26 protein-coding genes are annotated in these 23,476 nt (G+C 63.9%); 13 read left to right on the forward strand and 13 right to left on the reverse strand.

Annotated features, from left to right (window positions below):
- Window positions 1-238: 238 nt before the first annotated feature.
- Window positions 239-739, reverse strand: a complete 501-nt coding sequence (locus VLT15_03740; GenBank protein ID HSR44328.1) for a DUF805 domain-containing protein — start codon at window positions 737-739, stop codon at window positions 239-241.
- A gap of 196 nt (window positions 740-935) precedes the next feature.
- Window positions 936-1,142, reverse strand: coding sequence for a hypothetical protein (locus VLT15_03745; GenBank protein ID HSR44329.1), 207 nt, complete (start codon window positions 1,140-1,142; stop codon window positions 936-938).
- An 84-nt stretch (window positions 1,143-1,226) separates the two neighbouring features.
- On the opposite strand from VLT15_03745, the gene VLT15_03750 reads away from it, so the two are divergent.
- The gene (locus VLT15_03750; GenBank protein HSR44330.1) at window positions 1,227-1,847 is read left to right on the forward strand and encodes a site-specific integrase; all 621 of its coding nucleotides are present in this window, start codon (window positions 1,227-1,229) and stop codon (window positions 1,845-1,847) included.
- 32 nt (window positions 1,848-1,879) lie between these two features.
- Here the strand turns inward: VLT15_03750 and VLT15_03755 are convergent, their stop codons facing one another.
- On the reverse strand, window positions 1,880-2,461 hold the full coding sequence (locus tag VLT15_03755; protein HSR44331.1) for a hypothetical protein: 582 nt from the start codon (window positions 2,459-2,461) through the stop codon (window positions 1,880-1,882).
- A 279-nt stretch (window positions 2,462-2,740) separates the two neighbouring features.
- Window positions 2,741-4,576: a S8 family serine peptidase gene (locus tag VLT15_03760; protein ID HSR44332.1), complete on the reverse strand. Its 1,836-nt coding sequence runs from the start codon at window positions 4,574-4,576 to the stop codon at window positions 2,741-2,743.
- Between the two features lie 178 nt (window positions 4,577-4,754).
- Between VLT15_03760 and VLT15_03765 the strand changes: the two genes are divergently transcribed.
- Together VLT15_03765 and VLT15_03770 are read left to right on the forward strand one after the other, a co-directional pair.
- Entirely contained in the window at window positions 4,755-5,273 is a 519-nt protein-coding gene (locus tag VLT15_03765; protein ID HSR44333.1) for a hypothetical protein, read from the forward strand.
- On the forward strand, window positions 5,260-5,745 hold the full coding sequence (locus VLT15_03770; protein HSR44334.1) for a pyridoxamine 5'-phosphate oxidase family protein: 486 nt from the start codon (window positions 5,260-5,262) through the stop codon (window positions 5,743-5,745). The genes VLT15_03765 and VLT15_03770 overlap by 14 nt, the downstream gene beginning before the upstream one ends.
- Before the next feature lie 92 nt (window positions 5,746-5,837).
- On the opposite strand, the gene VLT15_03775 is transcribed toward VLT15_03770, so the two are convergent.
- Window positions 5,838-6,428, reverse strand: a complete 591-nt coding sequence (locus VLT15_03775) for a YdeI/OmpD-associated family protein (protein ID HSR44335.1) — start codon at window positions 6,426-6,428, stop codon at window positions 5,838-5,840.
- A gap of 330 nt (window positions 6,429-6,758) precedes the next feature.
- Here VLT15_03775 and VLT15_03780 point away from each other — a divergent pair, with 330 nt between their 5' ends.
- From VLT15_03780 to VLT15_03795, 4 genes are read left to right on the forward strand one after another with little or no spacing between them, the layout of a single operon-like run.
- A complete protein-coding gene (locus VLT15_03780) occupies window positions 6,759-7,514 on the forward strand; it encodes a hypothetical protein (protein ID HSR44336.1) in 756 nt (251 codons plus the stop codon).
- Window positions 7,515-7,564: 50 nt separating this feature from the next.
- Window positions 7,565-8,764 carry a toxic anion resistance protein gene (locus VLT15_03785; GenBank protein ID HSR44337.1) on the forward strand — a complete coding sequence of 400 codons (1,200 nt, stop codon included), beginning with the start codon at window positions 7,565-7,567 and terminating at the stop codon, window positions 8,762-8,764.
- Window positions 8,761-10,470, forward strand: coding sequence for a VWA domain-containing protein (locus tag VLT15_03790; protein ID HSR44338.1), 1,710 nt, complete (start codon window positions 8,761-8,763; stop codon window positions 10,468-10,470). The genes VLT15_03785 and VLT15_03790 overlap by 4 nt, the downstream gene beginning before the upstream one ends.
- Before the next feature lie 5 nt (window positions 10,471-10,475).
- On the forward strand, window positions 10,476-10,874 hold the full coding sequence (locus VLT15_03795; GenBank protein ID HSR44339.1) for a hypothetical protein: 399 nt from the start codon (window positions 10,476-10,478) through the stop codon (window positions 10,872-10,874).
- A gap of 85 nt (window positions 10,875-10,959) precedes the next feature.
- Here the strand turns inward: VLT15_03795 and VLT15_03800 are convergent, their stop codons facing one another.
- The 6 genes from VLT15_03800 to VLT15_03825 form a co-directional block, all read right to left on the reverse strand.
- On the reverse strand, window positions 10,960-12,201 hold the full coding sequence (locus VLT15_03800) for an NAD(P)/FAD-dependent oxidoreductase (protein HSR44340.1): 1,242 nt from the start codon (window positions 12,199-12,201) through the stop codon (window positions 10,960-10,962).
- Between the two features lie 46 nt (window positions 12,202-12,247).
- Window positions 12,248-13,378, reverse strand: a complete 1,131-nt coding sequence (locus tag VLT15_03805) for an aminotransferase class V-fold PLP-dependent enzyme (protein HSR44341.1) — start codon at window positions 13,376-13,378, stop codon at window positions 12,248-12,250.
- Between the two features lie 152 nt (window positions 13,379-13,530).
- Complete coding sequence (locus tag VLT15_03810) at window positions 13,531-14,646, reverse strand: zf-HC2 domain-containing protein (protein ID HSR44342.1); 1,116 nt, start codon at window positions 14,644-14,646, stop codon at window positions 13,531-13,533.
- Window positions 14,643-15,131 (reverse strand): RNA polymerase sigma factor, encoded by a 489-nt coding sequence (locus VLT15_03815; protein HSR44343.1) that lies wholly within the window; start codon window positions 15,129-15,131, stop codon window positions 14,643-14,645. Before VLT15_03815 ends, VLT15_03810 begins: the two co-directional genes overlap by 4 nt.
- A gap of 542 nt (window positions 15,132-15,673) precedes the next feature.
- Window positions 15,674-16,003: a GYD domain-containing protein gene (locus VLT15_03820; protein ID HSR44344.1), complete on the reverse strand. Its 330-nt coding sequence runs from the start codon at window positions 16,001-16,003 to the stop codon at window positions 15,674-15,676.
- A gap of 186 nt (window positions 16,004-16,189) precedes the next feature.
- The gene (locus VLT15_03825) at window positions 16,190-16,600 is read right to left on the reverse strand and encodes a YccF domain-containing protein (GenBank protein ID HSR44345.1); all 411 of its coding nucleotides are present in this window, start codon (window positions 16,598-16,600) and stop codon (window positions 16,190-16,192) included.
- Between the two features lie 188 nt (window positions 16,601-16,788).
- Here VLT15_03825 and VLT15_03830 point away from each other — a divergent pair, with 188 nt between their 5' ends.
- The 4 genes from VLT15_03830 (at window position 16,789) to VLT15_03845 (ending at window position 18,743) form a co-directional block, all read left to right on the forward strand.
- On the forward strand, window positions 16,789-17,157 hold the full coding sequence (locus VLT15_03830) for a hypothetical protein (protein ID HSR44346.1): 369 nt from the start codon (window positions 16,789-16,791) through the stop codon (window positions 17,155-17,157).
- A gap of 185 nt (window positions 17,158-17,342) precedes the next feature.
- A complete protein-coding gene (locus tag VLT15_03835; GenBank protein HSR44347.1) occupies window positions 17,343-17,519 on the forward strand; it encodes a hypothetical protein in 177 nt (58 codons plus the stop codon).
- Between the two features lie 93 nt (window positions 17,520-17,612).
- Window positions 17,613-18,119: a hypothetical protein gene (locus VLT15_03840; protein HSR44348.1), complete on the forward strand. Its 507-nt coding sequence runs from the start codon at window positions 17,613-17,615 to the stop codon at window positions 18,117-18,119.
- 339 nt (window positions 18,120-18,458) lie between these two features.
- Window positions 18,459-18,743, forward strand: a complete 285-nt coding sequence (locus VLT15_03845) for a hypothetical protein (protein ID HSR44349.1) — start codon at window positions 18,459-18,461, stop codon at window positions 18,741-18,743.
- Between the two features lie 22 nt (window positions 18,744-18,765).
- Here the strand turns inward: VLT15_03845 and VLT15_03850 are convergent, their stop codons facing one another.
- Entirely contained in the window at window positions 18,766-20,235 is a 1,470-nt protein-coding gene (locus tag VLT15_03850; protein ID HSR44350.1) for a glycosyltransferase family 39 protein, read from the reverse strand.
- A gap of 180 nt (window positions 20,236-20,415) precedes the next feature.
- Window positions 20,416-21,192 carry a dienelactone hydrolase family protein gene (locus tag VLT15_03855; GenBank protein HSR44351.1) on the reverse strand — a complete coding sequence of 259 codons (777 nt, stop codon included), beginning with the start codon at window positions 21,190-21,192 and terminating at the stop codon, window positions 20,416-20,418.
- A 123-nt stretch (window positions 21,193-21,315) separates the two neighbouring features.
- On the opposite strand from VLT15_03855, the gene VLT15_03860 reads away from it, so the two are divergent.
- On the forward strand, window positions 21,316-22,611 hold the full coding sequence (locus VLT15_03860; GenBank protein ID HSR44352.1) for an acyltransferase: 1,296 nt from the start codon (window positions 21,316-21,318) through the stop codon (window positions 22,609-22,611).
- Window positions 22,608-23,426 (forward strand): siderophore-interacting protein, encoded by an 819-nt coding sequence (locus VLT15_03865; GenBank protein HSR44353.1) that lies wholly within the window; start codon window positions 22,608-22,610, stop codon window positions 23,424-23,426. The genes VLT15_03860 and VLT15_03865 overlap by 4 nt, the downstream gene beginning before the upstream one ends.
- Window positions 23,427-23,476 lie beyond the last annotated feature (50 nt).

A 23,476-nucleotide genomic window follows, 5' to 3' on the forward strand; every position in this document is an offset into this window, starting at 1 on the left:
TGTGCGAGGACGTACCCGACCATCTCGGACCGCACTTCAGTCACAAAGCCGACTTCGTGCCGGGATGGTCCCCCTACGAGGAGTGGAACGACGGAGACATGGACGCCTTCCGGCTACGACCCCCGCCGTAGGGCTATCTACCGATTGGACCAGACCAAAGCGACATCATCGAGGATGTGGCCGAGCGATCGATGGCCGCCGCGCCCGGAAGACATCCGTCGGACACTGACCCAGACGGCTACGCAGCCACAGTGAGCGGGTCGGATCCGTAGACATTCGGTCCGACCGTTCCGCGCAGGAATCCAACCTCGATCAATACCCAGAACCCGGCAAATGGGATCAGGGCGATCAGCAGGAACCATCCCGATCTGCCTCGGTCGTGGAGGCGCTTCACGTTGGATGCCAGAACGATCCACATCGTGGCGAGCCACAACATCATGAAGATGCCGGCGAAGAGGCCCTGCGTCTCCAGGGCCGGGCTCGCGATGATGCTGAGCAGGATCACGCCGCCGATGGCCATCGAGTAGATGGTCCACCATTCACTTCGCCTGATCCGTCCGGAGAACGAGAAGTACCACTTGAAATCTCTGACAGGAGTGGGCCGGATCGACCCACCGTTCAGATGTGCCGCCTTGTCCTGCCATTCGGCCAGCCAGGTCTGCCCGTCCCACCAGCGCAACTTGCCCGGCTGTTGCGGATCGTCGTACCAGCCGGCCGGCGGGAGTGGGCGTTCGGGCATTTCAGTGAATCCTCTCAGGACGGACCGGAGCGAGGATAGGGGTTGAACGAGCTGCCTGTTAGGACCGTCGCGTCTCAACTGGGTCGGCTCGGGACCTGACAAATAGCACGAGCGCCCTTCCGTCTGGAAAGACGCTCGTTGTAGCGCTCGCCTGTTGTGCTCACAACGTATCACGGGGTCGATCGAACCGGAAGGTTCAGGACGGCAACCGGCCGCTTGCTCTTCCCCATTTCTGTACGTCGGGCCAGTACCAGATGAAGGCCTTCTGGAGCCGGACAACCGGTTCAGGGAAGTTGGAGTACCGGCGGCGCCATGCGTGGACGGTTTGGGCCTGTGCGAGCCCGAATCGTTCTGCGATTTCGGCTGCGCCGACCAGCAGCGAGGCATCGACTTTGCGGCCCATCGGCACACCCTAGAGCCAGTGTTGAAGCGATCGGCGGATCTCCGTGTGCATACACATGTATGCAAACTGGATTATGATTGTCACATGAGTGCGACCGGAATGTCGAAACCTCCTGCCAACAAGGGAAAACGCTATCCGGTCGAGATCCTGACGCCGGACGAGGTCAAGGCGCTGATCCGAGCATGTCCGGAATCCACCGCCACAGGGATACGGAATCGTGCGCTCATCACTCTGCTCTACCGCACGGGCCTCCGCTGCTCAGAGGCCCTCCAATTGATCCCGAAGGATGTCGACCGCTGGATGGGCGCAGTTTCTGTACTTCACGGCAAGGGTGATCGCCGTCGGACCGTCGGCATCGACGGGGGAGCGCTTGAAGTCCTCGAGGAGTGGAACGTCCAACGTGCGGCGCTCGGCGTGAACGGGCACGCACCTCTGTTCTGCAGTCTCAAGGGGCGGCCATTGGCCGGTTCCTATGTGCGTACTCTGCTTCCCCGGCTGGCCGAAGCAGCCGGCATCGCGAAGCGAGTTCATCCGCATGGTTTGCGGCACACCCACGCATTTGAGCTATTGCACGAGGGGGTTCCGCTGCCGATCATCCAGCGCCAGCTCGGACATTTGTCCCTTCAGACCACCGACACCTATTTGTCGCACTTCGCTCCGATCGACGTGATAAACAGAATCAGAGAACGTCAGTGGTCGGTATAGCTGGGTCCCGATAATGCCGATTCGAGTTCGGGTCATCGGCCTCCTCGTTGTTCTCTCATCAGCCTCTTCTCCTCCTGCTGCCGCTCCATCTCAGCCACAGCTGCGGCCTCCCGGATCTTCCGTTTCTCATCAAGGGATGCGAAACGGGCGTAGAGGTCCTCTCGAAGCTGCTCGGCGCTGCGGTCGCGGCCTTCAGCCGTTTGATCGATGATCCGCTTGAGCCCGTGCTCGGGCATTCGCTCGGCGAATTTGAGTTCCAGTTCCAGAACATTGAGCTGTTCACGGAAGAAATCTCGAGCCATCCGCAGATCACCGGCCCCCAACGCGAGACCCATCAATAGCCGTGCCTGGTTGTAGAGGCGGTCGAGTTCGTCTCCAACCTGAGTCACGGCGGCACCATCTGTGACGATCTTGTTGGCCAAGTTGGGGATCGTGTGGTTGTTCAGGTGCCGTGACACAGCCGACGGGTGGATCCCCAGCGATGCTGCGATCGCCGACTGAGTACGACGCCGACAGATCAGATCGTCGTCCAACTGCTGCCGGTCCGGGTGTCCGCACATCACACAGCGCGATTGCGGTGCCGGCACGAATGTGCCCTCTTTGCGGTCGCTCATGCGCAACCTCCTCAAAACGAGGCGAGCGCCTGGCTCGCCGGCCGGGCGCTCTGGGCACTCGTTTACTTGGCAGCATTATCACATATTCGGCCGGGGAACTGGTGACGCTTCCCGCCCGTTGCGCAACCTGTGCGGTCGGAAACATGCTCTGACCAGGGGTTTTGCTGGTGACGCTTTGATGGCAAAGCGTCACCAGCAGAAAAGCCGCTCCCTACCGTTGCCGGCGTGCACCCGTGTGCTCTATCGACACGGCTTGTTCGACGAGGGCCGGTATCCGGCCTATTCCGACGTCGACGCCTCTATACCGTCCCACACCAGCAGCGGGTCGCTGTCGGTCACGTTCTTGATGACGATGCTGTAGGTCTCACTTACCGCCCGTCGGATCGTGAACGATGTTTGGCCCGAAGCGTCGGTTGTGTCGGTGAGGTCGGCAAAGACACGGCCGGGCCGGGAGATCGAGGCAGTGACGGACGCACCTTCCACCGGCGCCCCGGCGGCGGTCTTGATGGTTGCCGTGAAGACCACGTTCTCCCAGCGTCCCTGGGATGTCCTTTCAACGGTGATCGACGTAACGCCGTAAGTTACAAACTCTGCACCCTCGGCAAGCGCCGTTATGACGATGGTGTCACTTGCGGAGTACTGGTCGGTCGTGTCCCTCTCCGTGACAGTCAGCTGCAGCGTGTAGGTGCCCGCTAGGTCCGGAGTAAAGGTTGTGTCCGCGGTGGACGCAATCAGTGTCGCGCCCGACCCGACGGGAGCATTCTGCACCGTCCATGAGAATTCGAGTAGGTCGCCGTTTGCATCGGTGGCGGTTCCGCTCAAGTTCACGGATACGGGAAGCACAACCGTCTGGTCGGCGCCCGCATCGACCACCGGCGGCAGATTCCCCATATTGTTGCCTGATGGAAGACCCAGGGAGAAGGCGACGTCGAGAAGGCCGGCGCCCATCTGGGCCGTCGTTAGCCCGATATCCTCGGCGCTGCCCGTCAGTACCGCTCTGGCGTCGGCGGACGGCGAAGCCCCGATGACCAGAGCAGCCGCCCCGGCGACGTGCGGAGCAGACATCGACGTGCCGCTCATGTGGACGTAGCCGCCGTCCTTGCTCGTCGAGTAGATGCTGCTGCCGGGAGCCGCCAGGTCACTTGCGGTCAACCCGACGCTGCTGAAGCTCGAAAGCGTGTCGTCTACCGTCGTCGAGGACACGGCGATCACGTGCGGGTATGCGGCGGGATAGCCCACCGGACCGCCGCTGTCGTTTCCTGCCGAGGCCACGAGGGTCATTCCCTTGTTCTTCAACAACAGGAGGGCACTACTTTCAGCGGTCGATGACTGGCTGCTGCCGAAGCTCATGCTCACAACGTCGACCGAACCCGTCTCGAGACCGAGGAGATAGTCGAAGGCGGCAAGGATCGCCTCGTCGGTGATGCGGCTGCCCTTTGAAACCTGAATCGGGAGGATCGTCGCATCGGGTGCGACACCTACGACACCAGTGCCGTCATCCGCGGCGCCCACGATTCCTGCGGTGTGGGTGCCGTGGCCGTTCTTGTCGCTGACGTCGCTCGACGGGTTACGCCCCGCAAAGGACATCCGCCGGTCGTCGATACGGCCGGTGAACTCGGGGTGGTCGAGATCGATGCCCGTGTCGACCACCGCCACCACGACGCCGTCGCCCTTCTCACCGCTCCACGTCGCACCGGTCGACGTCGTACCGGCCACGTGTGCGATTTCCGCGTCTACCCGGTTGACACCCCATTGCAACTCGTCGGCCGGGCCTGTTGTGGCGTGATCGTGGAAGGAGATGTCATCGCGAGCCCGCTCGACGCTGACCACTCCCGGGCGGTTACTCAAGGCCGCCAGCGCCGGCTCGGGGAGCGACACGGTGAGGACGTTGATGTTCTCCAGCCTTCTCCCGACCTGACCGCCGAGGCCGGCGACAAGCGCTTCGTCGCTCGCGTTGGGGGTGTGATCCAACAGCACGATCGCGTCGACAATCCGACCCTGCGCGTCGACAATCCGAGTCTGCTGATCTGCGCCTACCGGCGCGGCAAACACCAGAGCAAGAAGGAGCGTTGCAAGAGCCGCTGCGGACAGCCGCAGTGAGTAAGTAGCTTTCATTCGTTTGTCCTCCCCCAACATTGAGACCACGACTCGAGTGGTCGGCCGCTATTAGACCACGGAATCAGACCTATGTCTCCAAGAAATCTGCCAGAACCGTCGAAATCGAGCCACCGGCGGATAGTCCGATCCGGCTTCGAGAAAGGGTGGTTTGAGGAGCCGCTCGGAGGTTCGAGGCATGCTCCGTCAGGCCCGGCGGTCGCACACCGGACGGGACGCGCGCCCGGCGCGTTGGCTAGCGTTGCTGCCACACGGAGACCCCTTCGGCGGCGGGCAACCGGCTCCGCCGCTCACGGACGTCGAGAACCAGGCATGGGGAGTGGTCTTGTCGCGCGAGGTAACGGTTCGAGTTCCGCTGAACGAGTCGCTGGATCTGCTCGAACGCCCTGCCCGCGCTTGCGTCGGCTTCATCAGCGGGGGAGGCCCTCGGATCGAGCCGGCTCGCCTGCGATACGAAGACGGCCGGTACCTGATCGGCATCGAACCGGACAACCAGGCCCCTGATCCGTCCACCGAGGTGGTGTTGATCGTTGACGATGGTGTGCTGTTCTTCGAGCTTCGTGCCGTGTATGTGCGGGGCATTGCGCGTCCGCTCCCGCCGTCTTCACGGGAGAACCTGCACTGGTTTGAAGTGGACCCGTCTCTGGTGTCGAGCTGGAACTACGGGCGCATGAGGTGGAAACGTGATAGCGGCTGATCGGGTCGTCCAGCACCTGTTGGAGCGTGCCATGGTTGCCCGCATGGCCACCGTATCGCGGTCGGGCCGGCCCCACGTCAACCCCAACTACTTCGTAGTCGATGGTTCGCGTCTCTGGCTGGGGACGATGACAGGGACACTGGCCGCTCGCAATGTGGCGGTGAACCCGGCTGTTCAGCTGCTGTTCGAGATCGAGCAGAACCCGACCGACTCCCGGCTGGTGAGGATCACCGGTACCGCGTCGATCAGAACCGAGCCCGACCTGCTCTCGGAGTACAAGCGTCGTGATGCCCGCAAGTACTTCCGCTCACTGCCGGGACTGCTCATGAGCCTCAGACACCTGCACCGGTTGTTCCTGACGAGCAGGTACCTGTCCACCGCCGACCCGGCCAGTCGTCACTGTGTCATCGAAGTCGAACCGACCGGAATCGAGATACTGGACCGCGGCACCCGCCATTCCACCGGATCGTGACACCGGGCCGGCAGATCAACCCGGATGACCGTTCGCCACCAAGCTCCCGGTAGCGCTCTCCGCCGGCCGGCCGGGTCCGGGCAACCGGCAGATCAGCGGTCGCGGAAGCCCTTTCCGTCCAGTATCTTCCCCGCGTACTTCTCCACCCGTGCCGCGCGCGTCTGAGATTGCCTGGCATCCGAGAAGTAGAGGTTGTACTCGCGCTGCCGGCCGGGGGTCAGCGACTCGAAAGCAGCCTTGAACGCCGGGTCCTGGTCGAGGCGATCCTGAAGCTCCTCGGCAACGACAAGTTCGGGTGCCGGACCCATCTCCAGGCCCGCCTCCTCGACCTCGATGGCCTCGCGGATAAAGGCCTCGACGGTATCGCCGAGCCGGGCCACATCCTCTGCCGAAGTGAAAGGAATGCGGCGAGCCGACCTCGAGTTCGGTCCCTGCTGCTCGAGCACACCTTCTGAGTCTCTCAGCAAGGCACCCTTGAAGAACATGAGGGCGAGGAACTCCTTCATCTCCTGGAGGATGACGATGTTGCTGCCCTCATGGCTGTAGCAGGGTTTGCCCCACTTGAACTCCTCGGTCAGCCCGCAACCCAGCAGGATCGACCGCAGGCCCAACATCTCCTCCGGCCACTTCTCCGACCGGCTGATGTAGTCGTCGACCTTTGGGTTCACCAATACTCCCGTCAGCGTGCCACCGTCTGCGGCGCCCGGCGCAACAATACAGTCGGCGAGTGGTTCGACCCTCGAGAACCGTGCGTCGCCCGGCCCGTCGGGCTGCTGCGTCGCGCCGGCCGAGGATCCGGAACGCACGGAGAGTCCTCCGGCGCGCCGGCAGGCGACTCCGACCGTTCAGCTTCATTGCGCCGGAATGGACGGTCGGGACGAGCCTCCCTTGTGTCATGTATAGTCAAACTCGAGGCGCCTCGGGGGATGAGGAGACTCATGACAACCTCCCGCGGTGGGCGGTGCCGAGGCGAGGCATCGCTCCAGAAGCGGCGCTGTGAGGGGAGTGCGCTCGTGAAGAGCTGGTGGAAGGCTGTGCTGGCCTACCCACCCACTTGGGTGGCCATCGTCGCCGTTCTCGTCGCCGAATGGGCGATCTTCAGCTGGTTTCAACCCCCGGCAGTGCTCGTCGGAATACTGATAGCGCTGGGAGTTGTGGCGATCATGGTGTGGCCCATCACGATGTCGGCAACCGGAACCCTCTCCCGACTCCAGTTTGAGATTCCCAAGCTCAGCGAAGTCGACCAAATGGAGATGGCAAAACTCGAGAAGGAGCTCGCCGCGCTCGAGGACACCAGACCGGGCTATCAACTGAGGGCCCTCCAGGAGAAGCGTGACAATCTGGCCGAGGTACTCGGCCGGCGACTCGACTCCGGAGAGTTGACGTATGCCCGCTATCTGACGACGGCGCAGCAGGTCTATCTGTCGGCGCTCGACAACCTCCGAGAAGTCGCAATCAGCCTGAAGAGCATCAGCACCATCGATGACGGCTACATCGAGAGCCGGCTCGAGGAACTCGTCCTGAACGGCAGCGGCGAGTCAACCGAAAGAGAACGGTCCTCGCTGGAGGGCAGAAGAGCTCTCCGCCAGGCCCAGGTGAGGAAGGTGGCCGACCTGCTCAGCCAGAACGAGTCGGCCATGACCGCAATGGACAAGACCGCTACTGCACTGGCGGACGCCCCGATCGGAAGGACACCCGAGGACGCAGAAGCCTCCATGGCGGCATTGGAGGAACTGGCCCAGCGGGCCTCGAAGTACGCGACCGGTTAGAACCAGCGGAGGGCAGGCGGAACCCGGCAACCGCCAGGAGGAGGAGAACCATGAGCGACTCGGACCACAAAGCCGCTGAACTGCGTTCAGCCCTCAGCCTCGATCTGAATGTCGAGGCCACCAAGGCAGAGTTGGCGCTGCCCGAACCGGATCCCACCGAAGAACTCCGAGAGCGCGCACGGCAGTTTGCCGACCAGCTCGTCGCGTTCGACCCCGCAGACCAGTCATCGCGTGATACGAACCGGACAGCCGTCGACGTCATGGGTCGCGACCTCCAGCGTCGAGCCGCCACCAGAAGTCGCATGCTCCAGGCTCCGGTCAAGGACCTCGTAAGAGGAACCGAGGACGGCGGGCCGATCGCCAACTCGCTGGCCGATCTTCGAATCGAAGTCGAAAAGCTCGACCCGGCCTCGGTTGACTTCAGCCCCGGATGGTTCACAAGGGTCTTGGGCAGCATCCCCGGCATCGGAACACCCTTGAAGCGCTACTTCATGCGCTACGAGAGCACACAGACGGTGATCGATTCGATCATCAACTCTCTGGAGAAGGGCCGAGATGAGCTCAAACGGGACAACGTGACTCTCAGCGAAGATCAGAAGCAGATGAGAGAACTCACCTTGTCATTGGCGGAGCAGGCGGCTCTCGGGCAGGCGTTGGACGAGGCAATCCAGTACAAGCTCAGCCGTGAAATCTCGCCCGACGATCCACGCCGTCAGTTCATAGAGGAAGAGATTCTGTTCGGCCTTCGACAACGCACTATGGACCTGCAACAGCAACTCGCCGTCAATCAGCAGGGTGTCCTGGCAACCGAACTCATTGTGCGCAACAACCGCGAGCTGATTCGGGGCGTGGATCGTGCGGTCGACGTTACGGTGAGCGCACTCCAGGTTGCCGTCACGGTGGCCCTCGCCCTGGCCCATCAGAAGATAGTCCTCGACAAGGTCGAGGCGATCAACCGGACCACATCCGACCTGATCGCAGGAACCGCCGAACGTTTGAAGACCCAGGGGACGGAGATACATCGGCAGGCGGCAGGAACCATGCTCGATATGGATTCTCTTCGCTCCGCGTTCGAGGACATCAATATCGCTCTTGGTGAGATCTCCAGGTATCGCAAGGAGGCTCTGCCGCAGATGGCCAATACCATTCTCGAGCTCGACCGGCTGACCGCTGAGGGCGAGGCCGCCATCGGTCGCCTGGAGGAAGGGCAATCAGCGAGTCCCTCGATCGAACTCGAGGCCGGCGGATGAGAACTCCACAACCGCGCAAGGTGCGGGACCGGAGGGCGAGGCGAATCCTCGCAGTCATTTCCGCACTCATGATGCTGGTCGCATCGTGTGGCGGTGACGCCGAACCACTCGATCCGATCGAGGCGGCGGACAGACTGCAAGAACTGGTCGGCGAGATCGGCTGGCAGAACTCCCCTGTCACCCGCAAAGCCAACGTCCCGCCACCGACCCTCGAACTCGAAGACACTCTTCCGCCGATCGACGAGTTTCCGCTGGTCGTAACGGCCGCCCGGGGTTCGGACAGAGTCGTTGCGGAGATCTTCGCGTCGACCGAGAAATCCGGAGACGGTACGGACAGGTGGATGGTCGAGGTCGCCGAGTCGTTCAACGATGCCAGCCTGGCTCTGGCGGACGGGAGAGTCGCCCGCGTCGAAATCCGCAAGATCGCCTCCGGTACGGGTTATCAGTTCATCTCGGCCGGACGGAATCTTCCAGCCGGTTTCAGCCCCTCCAACCATCTCTGGATCGAGATGGCGAAGGTCCATCGCCCGATGACGGCCGTCAGCGACCGGCTGGTTCCGAACGTAGCCGGGATTGTCATGAAGTCGGAAACCGCCGAGGAGCTCCGTTCGACCTACGGGGATCTGACCGCTTCGAACCTGATCGATGCGGTGATAGCCGGCGACGTGGTGATGGGCTACACGGATCCCTTCGCCTCCAGCACGGGCCTCAACTTCTTGCTGACTGTTCTCGATGAGTTCGCCGGTGGGCAGGAGGATCGGCTCGTTGCCCCCGACGTTGCAAGCGTGTTCGAACAATTCCAACAACAGGTGCCATTTGTGGCGCTGACCACGCTGCAGATTCGCGAATCGGTCGAAAAGGAGGCGGGAACCCTCGATGCGTTCGTCATGGAGTATCAAACCTTCGTCAACACGGATTCGTTGAAGAGCGGTTTCGAGTTCATCCCGTTCGGCGTCGGCCACGACAATCCGCTCTACGCCGTCGGCGATCTTCCACCCGAGCAGCTCGAGGTTCTGGAGCTGTTTGCGGACTTCGCCGGTGAGTCTGAGTTCATGAAGGAAGCGGCGGACTTCGGTTTCGATCCTCCAGCGTACGACTCGACGGTTGCGATTCCTTCTGGAGCGACGTTGATCCAGGCACAGAAACTCTGGAAGGACAAGAAGGACGGAGGCAAACCCGTAGCTGCCGTCTTCGTCACGGACGTGAGCGGGTCGATGGCCGGCAGCCGCCTCTCGGCGGTGCGGAGGGCGCTGCGCTCTGCACGGGAGTTCATCAGCCCTGAGAGCTCGGTCGGCATGGTCGAGTTCAGTGACGTGACCACGCTACGGCTCCCGATCGCGCCATTTGATCTCAACCAACAAGGGCGGTTCGTGGCAGCCGTCGAAGACATGAACCCGGCCGGTGGGACCGCGATGTACGACGGCATCACCCTCGGCCTGTCGATGCTCCTCGACCACAAAGCCTCCAACCCCGACTCGAAACTGCTTCTCATCGTCCTCACCGACGGTGCTACCAACGAAGGTCTGACACTCGGCGAAACAGAAGAGATGATCGGCGGCCTGAGAATCCCGATCTACACGGTCGGTTTCGAAGCCGATCTCGATGAGCTCGGTAAACTGGCGTCGCTGGTCGAAGCGGCCAGCATCAATGCCAGCGAGGATGATGTGGAATTCAAGATCGCTTCGTTGTTCAACGCCGGGATCTAGGAGAAGTGAAGCCGCTCGCCATCTGGCTGGCCGGGTTCGTCGTCGTGTTCGGTGCTTTCGCGCTCATCACGAACTCAACTCGCGGAACCGACCGCGTGTTCGTCGTCGTCGACAGCTCGTTCTCTATGACCCCGGTGTGGAATCGGGTTCCTGCCGAGCTGGATGCCCTGGACGATGAGCGGTTCACGGAGTTTGCCCTCGCCACCGAGAAGAACCTTGTGCACACGTGGAGTTCCGGCCTGTCGCTCGCCGGAATCAACCCGTTCGCACCGTGTGGATTCGGACGGATAGAAGGCTATCCGGAGTTCGCCGAGGCGGACGAACTCGTCCTGATCACAACAGAGGGATCGTGCGAGACCCAGTCGCTGGCAGGCGACTGGACCGTCATCAAGCTCTCGCCCTGAGCGTATAACGCCGGTTCCCTGCCGAGTTCGAGAGCGGTCCGGCATGACGATCAGCCCGGGCCGGGTCTCCGGGAGCCGTGCTCCTTCAGTCGTCGCCGACGATGAGCCGTGCGCTTCGCCCGTGAGTGAGATACGACCTGGCCCATTCGAGCAGCACCACCAACCGGTTGCGGAATCCGATGAGGAACACGAGGTGAACGAACAGCCAGGCGAGCCAGGCGGGGAAACCCGACAAGCTGATCCGGTGGATCTGGGCGATGGCGGCGCTCCGCCCCAGTGTCGCCATAGTCCCCCGATCGACGTATCGGAACGGTCCCGGAGTGTCCCCGTTGAGCCGGGCGGTGACGGACCGGGCGGCGTGGCGCCCCATCTGTATGGCAGCCGGCGCCACTCCGGCCACCGGCCGGCCGTCCTGTTCGACGTTGGCCAGGTCTCCGATGACGAAGACGTGCGGATGACCCGGAATAGAAAGATCGTCGGTCACCAGCACTCTTCCCATCTCGTCGACGGGCACATCCAGCTTCGCTCCGAGCGGTGACGCCTCAACCCCCGCCGCCCACAGGACGGTGCCGGCATCTATCCGCCGATCGCCTATCGACACGCCGTGCTCGTCGATGTCGGTCACCGGACTACCTGTGAGGACCTCGACACCCAGCTTCTCGAGCTGAGTACGGGCCTTGGCGGACAGGGCCGGCCGGTAGGACGAGAGAATCCGATCGGAACCCTCGATCAGCATGACCCTGGCCCGGCCGGGATCGATTCTGCGGAACTCGCCCATGAAGGTGTGCCGGGAAATCTCGGCTATCGCCCCGGCCAACTCCGCCCCGGTAGCGCCGCCACCGATGATCACGAAGGTCAGCAGAGCCGCTCGCCTAGTTTCGTCCGGCTCCACCTCTGCCCGTTCGAAAGCCGTGAGGAGGCGATGGCGGATGGCAAGGGCGTCGTCGACACTCTTCAAACCCGGCGCGTGTTCCGCCCACTCCTCATGCCCGAAGTAGGCATCCCGCACGCCGGTCGCCAGGATCAGGAAGTCGAACGGCACCGACTGCTGGCCGGTTGCCATCACGACCCGCCGCTCCAGGTCGATACCACTCACCTCGCCCATCAGCACCGTGGCGTTGCCCTGCTTTCGCAGGACCCGCCGGATCGGTTCGGCGATCTCGATGGCGCTCAAACCGGCCGTAGCGACCTGGTAGAGCAGCGGTTGGAACGTGTGGTGGTTGCGGCGGTCGATCAGCACAACTTCGACCGGGGCCGTTGCCAGCGCCTTGGCGGCGTGGAGGCCACCGAAACCGCCACCGACTATCACCACCCGGGGTTTCTCCATCAGCCTGAGGCTACTTATCAGGCAACTCTCGTTCGTCGCTCCCAGGTCATGCGAGGACCCGCGCCAGGGCATCGACGTCCCCCTCGTCGTTGTAGCCGGCCAGCGACACCCGAATCCGCCCTCCACGTGTTCCGCACACGATGCCGGCCGCTCGCAGCCGGGCCACGCTCCCGGCGACCGGTCGGTCCGGATGGCCCAATGAGATTATGTGAGAAGAGGCGGACGGATCGTCCAGATCCCGAAAGGGCCGCCAGCCGTGAGCTGCGACGGTCCCAACGAGCCGCCGGGCCAGCCGGCTTGCGTGTTCGCCCACAGCTTCACGGCCGAGCGGAAGCAACTGATCCAGTGCAGTCGAGAGGCCCACCACCGAGACGTAGGACATGGTCGACTGCGTATACCGCCGGGCGTCGTCGGCGAGGGGCATTCGTCTGGCGTCGAAGTCGAATGGATCGGGAGCGCCCATCCAACCCGGTAGCGGCGGGGTCCGCTCCAGTATCGAAGGCTCAATGGCTCCGATCGCAACGCCCCCATGACCGCCCAGCCACTTGTATCCGCTGCCGACCACGATGTCGGCATCCCAGTCTGCGACGTTTGTCTCTATCGCACCGGCGCCCTGAGTAGCGTCGACGACGAGCCTCGCCCCGACCGCTCTGGTTGCCAATCGGAGCCGGGGAACATCGACCAGGCTGCCGGTCGCATACTGGACGGAACCGACGGCCACCAGCGACGTTCGGTCGTTGATCGCCGCAACGATGTCTGCAGTCAGATCTGTGGCCGGGTCGTCTTCGACGAACCGGAGCCGGCACTCGTCCCGCTCGACCAGGCGCAGCCAGGGGCGTGTCACAGCCGGAAAGTCACTGCCAACCACTATCACTTCGGCCCCGGCGGGCGGCGGCAGCAGGTATGGAATCTGACCGAGCAGTTCGCCGGCGCTGGAGAGAATGGCGATCCGGCCCGGTTCGGTTCGCCACAGCCGTGCGGCCCGCGCACGCAGAACACTGAGGAAGGCTGCCTCATCGTCATCGGACATGTGCAGGTTGCCGTGGCGTCCAACATCGTCGAGAAACGAATGCATAGAGGCGACCGTCGTGTTGCTCAGCAGGCCGAGGGCCGCCTGGTTGAGATAGATGCCTTCCGAGAGCGTCTGGTAATCGGAGCGGTCGAAGACGGATGCCATTGGTACCTCGATCGGAGAGTGGGCCGCGCGGTGAGAGTCAAGCTACACCGTGCTTTGCGCTCGCCGGTTGTGCGAGCGCAAAGCACGATCGGCCCGACTCCCTCACCCGTCGTGTCACGCGCAGCTCGAGTGCCGGCTCACTCGCCGTTCCGTCACCTTCCGCACACCGGCCGCAGCCAGTTATAGAAGTCGACTGCCAGGACCCGCCCGTCCTTGCTGTCGGACCGGTCGATGAACTTGAGGATCTCATCTGTCGGTCCGGTGACTACCAGGCTCTCCACTTGCGGGTCGTTGTCGGCCAGGTAGGCGGCAACCCGCTGCACCGATTCTTCAACTCCACCTTCGAGGAGGCGGGCTGCCACGTCCGGGTTCTCGGCGAGATGGTCGACCGAGCGCCGCACCTCTTGCAGAGCGTTGCGTACCGATGGGCCGCTGATCCCGAAGTCACCGCCCGCACTGCCCGAGGAGCCGCCGAAGACACTACGGGGGATGCGGTCGGTCCCGACGCAGGTCGAGTATCCGAGCATGCGAAGCGGATCGGAAGCGGCAACTTCCGGAGCGGCCTCGGTGACCAGGAATCCCGCCCACACCACGCTCACGTCCGCGCCCGGAGAGTCTGCCAGAAGCTGTGCCTGGTCTATCGGGATGGCCGGGTAGAAGTCGACTGATACGGTGGCGACCGTTCCGCCACCCAATCGGCCGAGCAGTTCTTGCGCGGACCCCACCCTCGGGTCGGATTCGGCGAATGGCCAGATCGTCTCCCCTTCGGATCCGAAGAGACCGATTCGCGACGAGACGGTGCCGAGGTCGGCCTGGGCCGCGCCGATCGGCATCTGGACTGTGGCGGTGAAGGTCCGGTCCAGGACCCCGGAATCGACGGTGAACTTGTCCACGAATGCCCCCGGGTTGAACATGCCGGCAACGTCGAATGTTGCACGGGCAACTGCTTCCGCCCGGTCGCCCCTGTTCATGAGAAGGGGATGAACCACGAAGTTCGAGATTATGAACAGGCTCAGACCGAGGGCGATGAGCATGACGGCCGCGTCGATCACGGTGCGCCAGAGCGCCCGCCGGACCGAGCGGCGCAGAGTCCGTTCGTCGACATCGGCGGTACCCAACGCTTCCAGATTCACGGGTGCGACTCCGTCCATGATCGCCCGGCAGTCGGGACATTCTTGGAGATGATTCTCGAGTTGGTCGCGTGCGGGTGGGTCGAGTTGCCCATCGGCGTAGCTCTCGAGGAGTTCCTGGGCTTCTTCGTGATTCATTGGCTGGTCTCCGTGTAATGGGCCCGGAATGACATCCTGGCCCGATGGATCAGTACTTTGACGGCCGCGATCGAGCAGCCGAGCACATCGGCCACCTCGGCGTAGCTGAGCCCCGAGAGGTCGGTCAGGAGGAGCGCCGTGCGCTGTCGTTCCGGAAGTCTCGATAGGGACCTGTCGATGAGCATGAGTTCGGTAACGTCGGTGTCCCTGGTTGCCGGATCGTCGATCTCCTCGACCGGTACGGGGCGACGGCGCCGCGTGTCATCGATGAAGACCGACCGGGCAATCGAGAACAGCCACGACCGGGGATTCCCGCCCCGATAGCCGCCCATAGACCTGGTGGCCTTGACGAAAGTGTCCTGCATCAGGTCCTCCGCCCAGACCGGGTCGCGGCACAGGGATACCAGGAACGCGTATACCGCGTTCGAGTGAGCCCGGTAGAAGCCTTCGATTGGGTTGAGTTCGATTGGATTGACAGTAGCCACACGTTTCCTGGTCTCCTTTGAAAGTCTCGATCTTCTCGAGGGAGACGAGATAGGAGGCACCAGAGTTTCGGTGGCGGGCGGAACTTTCCGGCGGCGGGGGAAGGGTCGGGCCATTCGAGTTCGGCGATTGGCCCGGTCGGAAGGCGAGATCAGGCCCTGGGGCCGTCCATGATCAAACGGATTGCCGCTCCCGCAGAGAAGAATGCTTTTCGTGATCCGGCAGGACCATTTCCCCACATTCGGCAGTCCTGCCAGGAAGCCCTGCCTATATCACCGTCGAGCTCACTCCCGCGGTTCCGGCGCGGAGACTCAGCGCAGTAGTTCGGGGGGCTCCGCTCCGGTCAGGACGCGGCAAGTGCTACCGAGGCCGGCACGGTCCTTCCCGGCGGTCGGATCGGTTTGCTTCTGAGGCGGACGTTTCGACACCGGAGGCTGCTCGGCCGCTGCCTCACCAACAGGGCAGTCTGCCTCGCGGCCCGTTCGGCTTCGGATGAGGACGGCGACAACCGCATCGCGTCCCGGGCGTCGAGGATCGGCCGACGTTAGTTGGGCGGGACGTAGGCCTCCAGCGCCGTCTTGGCCGCCGCAATTATTGCGGCCTGCTGGCCGTGGTCGAAGATCTCATGCGATTCGATTTTGGTGATGGCTCCGGTGCTCGCTACGGCCGCAGCCAGCGCGCTTGCGCTCACACTGTCCGGAAGGTCACTGACGACGAACCCATCGTGATCCCCCTGCATCCAGTAGAACGCCTCTACGGTTCCATCCAATGCCTCGATCAATGCTGTTGCAGCAGCAGACCGATCGCTGGGATGGTGGATCATGGCCTTTACGGCATCTGCCGAGTACGAGAAGAACGTGATGTACTTCGCCACTGGTGCGTCCCCTTTTCTAGTCAGCGCAACATCGATTCTATGCGGTCTCCACGGGATGTGCCGGGCGACCGGTGGGAGATGTCGGCGGGGGTCTTCTTGGAGCTGCCGGGGCGGTCGTGCCGATCGTTCGGTCGGCGCGAGCCGTCTTGATCAATCCACCTGTGATCGGGAGTGTCACGGCGGGTTTCACCCGATTTGCCTCACCTCGGCAACCACCCCGGCCGACCCGATCGGCGCCACCTCGTGTCCGAACGGGGTCAGGGCGGCACCTGCCAGCTTCAGATGTGCGACGGAGAAGGGGATTCCAATGATCGTTATGGCGTTGATGAGCGCGGCGAGAAGGTGGCCGAGTGCCAGCCAGACTCCTGCGATCAGCATCCAGACCAGATTGGCGAGCCCGGACCCGACCCCGGCGCCCGGTTTGCGGACCAGCACCCGTCCGAACGGCCACAACGCGTATCCGGCCAAACGGAATGACGCCACTCCGAACGGGATGGTGAAGATCAATGCGAAAGAAATGAGACCGGCCAGTGCGTAGCCGATGGCAAGCTCCACACCGCCGAGTAGCAGCCACAGTATGTTGCCGATGAGTTTCACTTGTGCTCCTCCGGAATCTCGATCCCAGGCTACCGGGGAGCTGTGGTCGATCGCCCGGCCGACTCTCGATTCAGTACCTCCGCCGCGTCCATCGTGGTCCCGGGCTTTGGCGACCGCTCCCCAACCTCGACGTGAGGTGTCCGGGGCCTGTACGGTGAGGACGCAGCGCGGTGCCCGGAAGGCTGAACATGCGCGAGAAGAGCTCGCAGATGATGTTGCTTGCAGTTGCCTTGGCCGTCTCGGCATGCGCCGGCTCACCCGGTGAGTCGTCTGTTCGAGTCGTGGTTGCCGGCGACCAGGAGGCCGGCCACTCTCTCGCGCCGGGAGACCCCCTGGCAGGTGGGATCGTCCGGTTGTTCGATGGCGACGTTCTGGTGCTGGAGGTGAGGCTCGACGACGACGGTCGAGCCTCTGTCGATCCAGCGGCCGGGAGCTACGACGTGCAGGCATTCCTCGAGAGCGACGATTCGGGCTGTTTCTGGGGAGACACGATCTACGACGTCGGTTTCCCGCGCAGAACGCTCTTGATTGAAGCCTTTCAGATCTGTTCAGGTTGACACGGACGGCTCCTCGTGGCGAGCACCTGTAGAACCGTCCAACCGGGTCACGAGAGCTCTTGGAGAGGGTGCGTCGATTCTGTTTGCGGCCGCCGCGCAGGACGGGACCACAAACCCCGGACCGGCAGATCCCGGCGATTCCGCGGCCGGTGTAGGTTTAGCCGTACCAGGCTCAGGAGGAGGAGTTGTTACGCAAGGGCACCAGGGTCAAGGAACTCACCAAGAAGACCGGGCAGAAGCCGAGAACCGGCAAGGTGGTCGGATTCCATCACGACTCGGTAGAGGTGCAATGGGACGATGGGCATCGATCTTCTCTCTCGGGCGCACTGCTCGTCCCTCGTGAGAAGTCGAAAACGGGCTGAACCCGTCGCCGCGTGTCGGGCCGGGGTTGCACTGGACGGGCGCGGTTGGGAAACCAGAGCGTAGGCTCGACAGAACCAGCTGGAGGAGGGTTGATGAAGAGCGTGGCTTTGATGATCGGGTTCGTCCTCCTAACCGGCTGCCAGGCTTCGGCGAACCAACCCGGCAATCCCGGGTCCGCCCCTGTCGACGCCAACGGCCCGACGACCACGTCCCCCGCTGCGCCGACGACCACGTCGACCGCTGCACCGACGACATCATCGGCCTCAGTGTCTCTGGACGGACCACTTGCCGACCTCCGGGATCTGGCTTTCGCCTATTGGGAAGCTTTCAACGCCTACGACACCGAGAGCGTGCTCGCCTACCTGGAGACCGGCTACCGGCTCGAACGGGAAGGTGAGATCCGGGACGACATCGGCCGGCTGAGCACATTCGGAGTGAAGCTCGGGATCAGTGAGCTGAGCCCACCAGAAATGCTGGCATCCGACCGTGCCGAGATGTACCTCGAGATGAGCGAACCGCTCGGCAAGAGGACGATACGAATGGGGTTCCTTCTCGCGGAGGGCGCCTGGGTGATCGACTTCGCCGAGGAATCAGGGTGACTTGCCGCGCCATGAGGTCTTGTCGGATGGGGCTTGGCGATCGCCCTTTCTGATTGAAACCCCCTTTGCGGGGGTGCCGGCCCCCTGGACGTTGGTCCCGAACGAGCCACCCCCCGAACCGGTGTCACGGGCGGGGATGCGGGATCCGGGTACCCGGCTACCGCATAGGTAGTGCCCGGACCCGCCGGTCCGGGCATCAACCCCCTGGCTTCGTCGCCGCGGAACGGCCGGCTTATGGGGCCGGTCCCGGAAAAGAGTCACACGGCAGAATCTCTGCGAAACGCCACTACCTAGCCTCTCCCGCATGGTTACTCTGCGGCGAGACGAGGAGGACTGCAGATGATTCTCTCCATGGCCCATGCGGAGATCCCGAAGGCCGATCATGACAATCTCGTCGGGGAATGGTCCGATCTCGTGGTCGGAGACCGCCCCGCCGGTCTGGTGGCGGCCTACCTGTTGACGGACGGCGACTACCTGCGTGTTGCGGCAGTCTGGAAAACCATTGAAGACCACGACAGGGCTCTCAACGAGGAGAAGACCCATCCGGCATTCCAGGTTTTCGAAGCCGCCGGAGCAGATCCGCATCATGTCGTTATGAGGGTGATGGGATCAATCGGCGCCTGAGCACTCACGGTTCAGGCCCGGTCTATTCGAAGTGACGGACGTCTTCCCAGATTTCCGCCAACTGCCGCTCGGGAGCCAGGCAGAGAAACAGCGGTAACCCGGCTTCTTCGTTCTCGACTCCGTACGGATTCGAAATCTTGCCTACCTCGGCCGTGTCCGGGCAGATGCGCCGCAGCACGTCCCCGACCCAGCCGACCCCGATCACCGGGCCGTGCCGGTCGGGAGGGCCCCACAGCCAGTAGTTGTTGTGGCCGCTCACCGCCGGCGGAAGCCCCGCGTCCGGCCCCAGGACGTCGACGGCACCGGCTTCACCATACGACCCGGTGAAGATCGCAACCTCGCCGCGCTGTTCGGCCGGGATCGACCGGTGGACGGCTGCTACCTGGTCGACCAGCTCGGGCCAGCCGATCGTTTCCCCCAGTTCTCCCGTCGCGTCGAGTGCCGACATAGAGGAGGGCGGGAGCAGCGGCAAGGCAATGAACAAACCGATGATGATGCCGGCTGCACCGGCGCCCGCCATCACCCGCTTGCCCGTCCCCTGCAACTGCTCGAACCACAGAGCACCGGCGGCCAGCAGAGCCGGGAACAGGGGAGCGACGTAGTACGACTTGCCGCCGGTGAGGAGAAAGAACACGAAGAGCAGTCCGAATGTCGATGCAAGCGGCTGCCACCGGCGCAGGTCTGGTGAACGGGCCAGGCGCCACAGTCCGACGGCCGCCGGCACCGCCAGCGTTATCGACAGAATGCCGACCTGCTCGAGCACGAACGCCACCGGGCCGTCGCTGCGGTTTGCGAGTGCACGAGCCATCTCCAACTGCGGCCAGTCGTTGGCTGCCTGCCAGATCAGATTGGGCAACGCCAGCAGTGCCGCCGCACCGGCACCCATCCACGGCCACCGGCCGGCCAGCAGCCTGCGCTGTTTCGAAGCCACGACGGCGATCAGGACGGCCACTGCGAGCAATCCGATCAGATGCTTGTTCTGCAGGCCGATACCCACGACCAGCCCGAGAACCAGCCACTCGCGTTGATCTCCGCCGTCCAACAATCGGATGAGCATCCAGACGGCGAGCGTCCAGAGGAAGTAGTCGAACGTGGCAGTGCTCAGCAAGTGCCCGACCGCCAATGCCACCCCGGCACCGCCGGCGGTCACTCCGGCGAAGATCTGAGCAACCGGTCCGCCACCGAACCGCCGGGCCATCGATCCGGCCAGGAGCACCACACCGCCGATGGCCAGGGCCGACAGGAAACGGAGGGCGAATGGGGACGTCCCGCCGACGGTCTCGGCCAGTCGGGCGATCGCCGGAGTGAGCGGCGGCTGATCGACGAATCCCCAGTCGAGCCTTCGCCCGGCGACGATGAAGTACAGCTCGTCGCGGTGGAACCCGTAGCGACCGGCCATGGACAGCAACAAGACGATCACACCGCCGGATGTCCACCACAGCGGACGCGGCAGCCGGCTGGAGGGCGCATCGGACGGCGGTCGGTATTCCATCAGCTCTGATCCCTTCGACAGGGCCGCCGCGAACAGGAACATCGAATGCCACCGCGGCCGGTTCGACAGTAGCGCGGCCGCCGGACGGTCGCCGTCGTTCCGGGCTCGCAGTTGCCCGGGGCCCAGGTTTCAAACCCCCGGCCTACCGACCACCGACCGGAAGAGGGGGAGCTATTCGACCTACCTCGTTGCTCCTCGGGCGGAATTTCTCAGAATGAACTCGAGCACGCGTTGCCAGGCATCGGCCGACTCGGCGGCGAACTCTTCCTGGCTCCGGTCGAAGAACGAATGTGGTGCTGCCGGATAGGTGATCACTTCATGCTCGACGCCCGCCGCAGCCAGAGCTTCCTGGAAGGCGGCGATCGACTCTGCCGGAATCCCCGGATCATCGCCACCCATCAGCCCGAGCACCGGGCAGCTCATTTCGGGGACGCGGTCGATCACCGTCCCTGCACCGGCGGGGAACTCCCGGTTCGGGACCCCGTAGAAGCCGATCGCGCCGGACAAACCGTGGCCGTTGGCCGCCTGATGCCAGGAGTTGCCGCCTCCGAAACAAAACCCGACCGTGAATAGTTTCCGGTCGGGATTCCCGGCCCGAAGGTGAGCCACAGCCGCCGCAACATCTCTTCTCACCCCATCGGCCGTAGTGCGGGGAATGTGCTCCATGTAATCGAAAGCCTCGTCGCGTACCCCGACTCCGGCGGTCCGGCCGAAATAGTCGATGGCGATCGAGTCGTAGCCGACCTCGGCGAACCGTTCGGCCAGTTCCTGATAGAAGCCGAAGAGTCCTCGAACATCGGGCAGCACGATCACTGCTGCATCGCCGGGTTCGTCGGCATATGCCTCGAATGCGGCAAACCGGTTCCCGTCCGAGGACTCCAGGACCAGGTCCCGATGGTTGACGGATGCGCCCGACACAGGGCGAATTGGAGGCGTGGCGTTGGCATCGACACACATGAGGCAGGGCTCCCCTTCGTCTGATTGCGCAACGATACCCGCCCGCACGTTCCGGCTGCCCGATAATGGGGATACATCCCGGAGGAGACGGACACGAAGAAGTATCTCGCCTACACGGCGCGCCTGGCGGCCGGGACTCCGGCCAGCCGGAACCGGACGGTCGATTTCTGGCGCGCTCTGGCGATTCTGGTTGTCATGTTCGGTCACTGGCTGGCCGCCTCGATCTGGTTGCGACCGGACGGTGAGATTGCCCTCCTCAACTCTCTCGAGTGGATTCCCTACTCCGGCTGGGTCACCTGGGTGGTTCAGGTCATGCCGATCTTCTTCCTGGCCGGCGGCTACGCCAACGCCCGGGGCCTTCGCAAGGTAATCGCCGGCGAGGAGCTCGGCCGTGACTGGATCACGGCACGCGCCCGGCGCATGTTCACACCGGTCATACCCCTGCTGATTGTGTGGGTGGCGTTGATAACGGCCATGCGAACCTTCGCCCCACCGGAGGTCGTGTACGCCGGGGCGATGTCGGCCACGGTGCCGCTCTGGTTCCTGGCCGTCTACATCACCCTCACCGCCATGGCTCCGCTCACCCATGCCTGGTGGCGCCGGTTCGGGCCGGTCACAATTCTGGTTCCGGCGGTCGCCGCGATCGGGGTCGACGTGGCCCGGTTCAGATTCGAGGTGCCGGGTGTCGCCTGGGTCAACTTCCTGTTCGTGTGGGCGACCGTTCATCAGATCGGCTACTGGTGGGCGGCCAAGGATGAGGCCGGGGGAGTACCGGCTCGCACCGGTTGGACGATGGCAGGGGCGGTGCTCGCCGCCCTGATCGCCGTCACCTGGGCCGGTTGGTATCCGGTGGCGATGGTCGGTGTGCCCGGAGCCGGGGTCACCAACATGACGCCACCCACGTTCGCCATCGCCATGCTGGGCATGATTCAGCTGGGGATCATCCTCGGCGCTCAGCCGGCCGTGCGCCGCCTCACCGCCCGGGCCAGGGCCTGGCACGCCGTTGTGGCCGTCTCAGGCGTGATAATGACGCTCTATCTGTGGCACCTTTCGGCGATGTCTCTGGTAGCAGCCGCCGGGTTGTTCACCTTCGACGGGGCGATTTTCAAGATCGAACCGGGAACCGGGCTCTGGTGGATCACGCGCCCGGTCTGGCTGATGATCCTGGCCGCAGTTGCACTGGTCCTGGTGGCGGTGTTCGCCCGGTTCGAGTGGCGGATCAGCGACGCACCGTTCCCCCACACGCGACGGGTGGTGACCATCGGCGTTTTGCTGCTGGCCGGTTCGGCGGCGGCGGTGGCCCAGATCGGGATCGCCACGTCTGAAGCCGTCGTGCGGTGGAGCATCCCCGGAGCGGCTATTGCCGGCGCGCTGATGCTGGGAGCGCTGCCGGCCGCCAGGAAGGGTGGCCGGAGATGACCGCGTCGGGTCCCGCCGGGCGCCAGGGGCCGGTCCGTCGCCCGCCGCCCCCGTTCCGCCGGGTGACGGTGAGACGGACGGAATCTCTGTCGCCGCGGATGGTCCGGGTCACCTTGGGCGGGTCGGAACTCGACGGCCTGGTCGTAGACGAGCCGGGAGCGAGCGTTCGCCTGTTGCTACCTTCGCCGGGAAAGGGAGAGCTGATCATTCCGGAATGGAACGGCAACGAGTTCCTCCTTCCCGACGGTATTCGGCCGGTGATCAGAACCTTCACGCCGCGGCGCGTTGATCCCGTGAACCTCGAACTGGACCTCGACATCGTATTGCACGAAGGTGGAATCGCGTCGGGGTGGGCAGAATCGGCGACGGCGGGTGCCCCCGCCGCGATATCCGGTCCCGGCCGTGGCTACGTCCCCGATGAAGAGGCAGAGTCTTTCCTACTCGGCGGCGACGAGAGCGCCATCCCGGCGATCAGTCAGCTGCTCGAGGCCATCCCGCAACGGACACCGGTCGTAGTGCACATCGAGATCGTCGATCCGGATGCCCGGCTGGCGCTGCCCGACCATCCGAAGGTATCGGTGTCCTGGCACCCGGCGGTCACCGGTGGGCGCCCGGGAGATGCTCTCGTCGCGGCAATCGAAGGCACCGGGATCGCTCCGGGAACCCGCATCTGGGTAGCGGGTGAAGCAGCGGCCGTCCACCGCATTCGTCGCAACCTATTCGAGCAGCGCGGGATCCCCCGCTCGCAGGCAACGGTCCGGGGCTACTGGAAACACACCGGCGACGACGCCGGCCTTGCTCCGCCTGCTCCGTGATGTTCCTATCGGCAGGAATTGTCCATAGTCGAGAATCCGCGCCAGACTCC

This window comes from Acidimicrobiia bacterium (assembly GCA_035471805.1).
Taxonomy (GTDB): domain Bacteria; phylum Actinomycetota; class Acidimicrobiia; order Spongiisociales; family JAHEDJ01; genus JAHEDJ01.

Coding starts and splice junctions, on each gene's coding strand:
- VLT15_03740 (HSR44328.1), bottom strand. CDS start 739: ATGCCCGAACGCCCACTCCCGCCGGCCGGCTGGTACGACGATCCGCAA.
- VLT15_03745 (HSR44329.1), bottom strand. CDS start 1,142: ATGGGCCGCAAAGTCGATGCCTCGCTGCTGGTCGGCGCAGCCGAAATC.
- VLT15_03750 (HSR44330.1), top strand. CDS start 1,227: ATGAGTGCGACCGGAATGTCGAAACCTCCTGCCAACAAGGGAAAACGC.
- VLT15_03755 (HSR44331.1), bottom strand. CDS start 2,461: ATGAGCGACCGCAAAGAGGGCACATTCGTGCCGGCACCGCAATCGCGC.
- VLT15_03760 (HSR44332.1), bottom strand. CDS start 4,576: ATGAAAGCTACTTACTCACTGCGGCTGTCCGCAGCGGCTCTTGCAACG.
- VLT15_03765 (HSR44333.1), top strand. CDS start 4,755: ATGCTCCGTCAGGCCCGGCGGTCGCACACCGGACGGGACGCGCGCCCG.
- VLT15_03785 (HSR44337.1), top strand. CDS start 7,565: ATGAGCGACTCGGACCACAAAGCCGCTGAACTGCGTTCAGCCCTCAGC.
- VLT15_03790 (HSR44338.1), top strand. CDS start 8,761: ATGAGAACTCCACAACCGCGCAAGGTGCGGGACCGGAGGGCGAGGCGA.
- VLT15_03800 (HSR44340.1), bottom strand. CDS start 12,201: ATGGAGAAACCCCGGGTGGTGATAGTCGGTGGCGGTTTCGGTGGCCTC.
- VLT15_03805 (HSR44341.1), bottom strand. CDS start 13,378: ATGGCATCCGTCTTCGACCGCTCCGATTACCAGACGCTCTCGGAAGGC.
- VLT15_03810 (HSR44342.1), bottom strand. CDS start 14,646: ATGAATCACGAAGAAGCCCAGGAACTCCTCGAGAGCTACGCCGATGGG.
- VLT15_03830 (HSR44346.1), top strand. CDS start 16,789: ATGCGCGAGAAGAGCTCGCAGATGATGTTGCTTGCAGTTGCCTTGGCC.
- VLT15_03840 (HSR44348.1), top strand. CDS start 17,613: ATGAAGAGCGTGGCTTTGATGATCGGGTTCGTCCTCCTAACCGGCTGC.
- VLT15_03845 (HSR44349.1), top strand. CDS start 18,459: ATGATTCTCTCCATGGCCCATGCGGAGATCCCGAAGGCCGATCATGAC.
- VLT15_03850 (HSR44350.1), bottom strand. CDS start 20,235: ATGGAATACCGACCGCCGTCCGATGCGCCCTCCAGCCGGCTGCCGCGT.
- VLT15_03855 (HSR44351.1), bottom strand. CDS start 21,192: ATGTGTGTCGATGCCAACGCCACGCCTCCAATTCGCCCTGTGTCGGGC.
- VLT15_03865 (HSR44353.1), top strand. CDS start 22,608: ATGACCGCGTCGGGTCCCGCCGGGCGCCAGGGGCCGGTCCGTCGCCCG.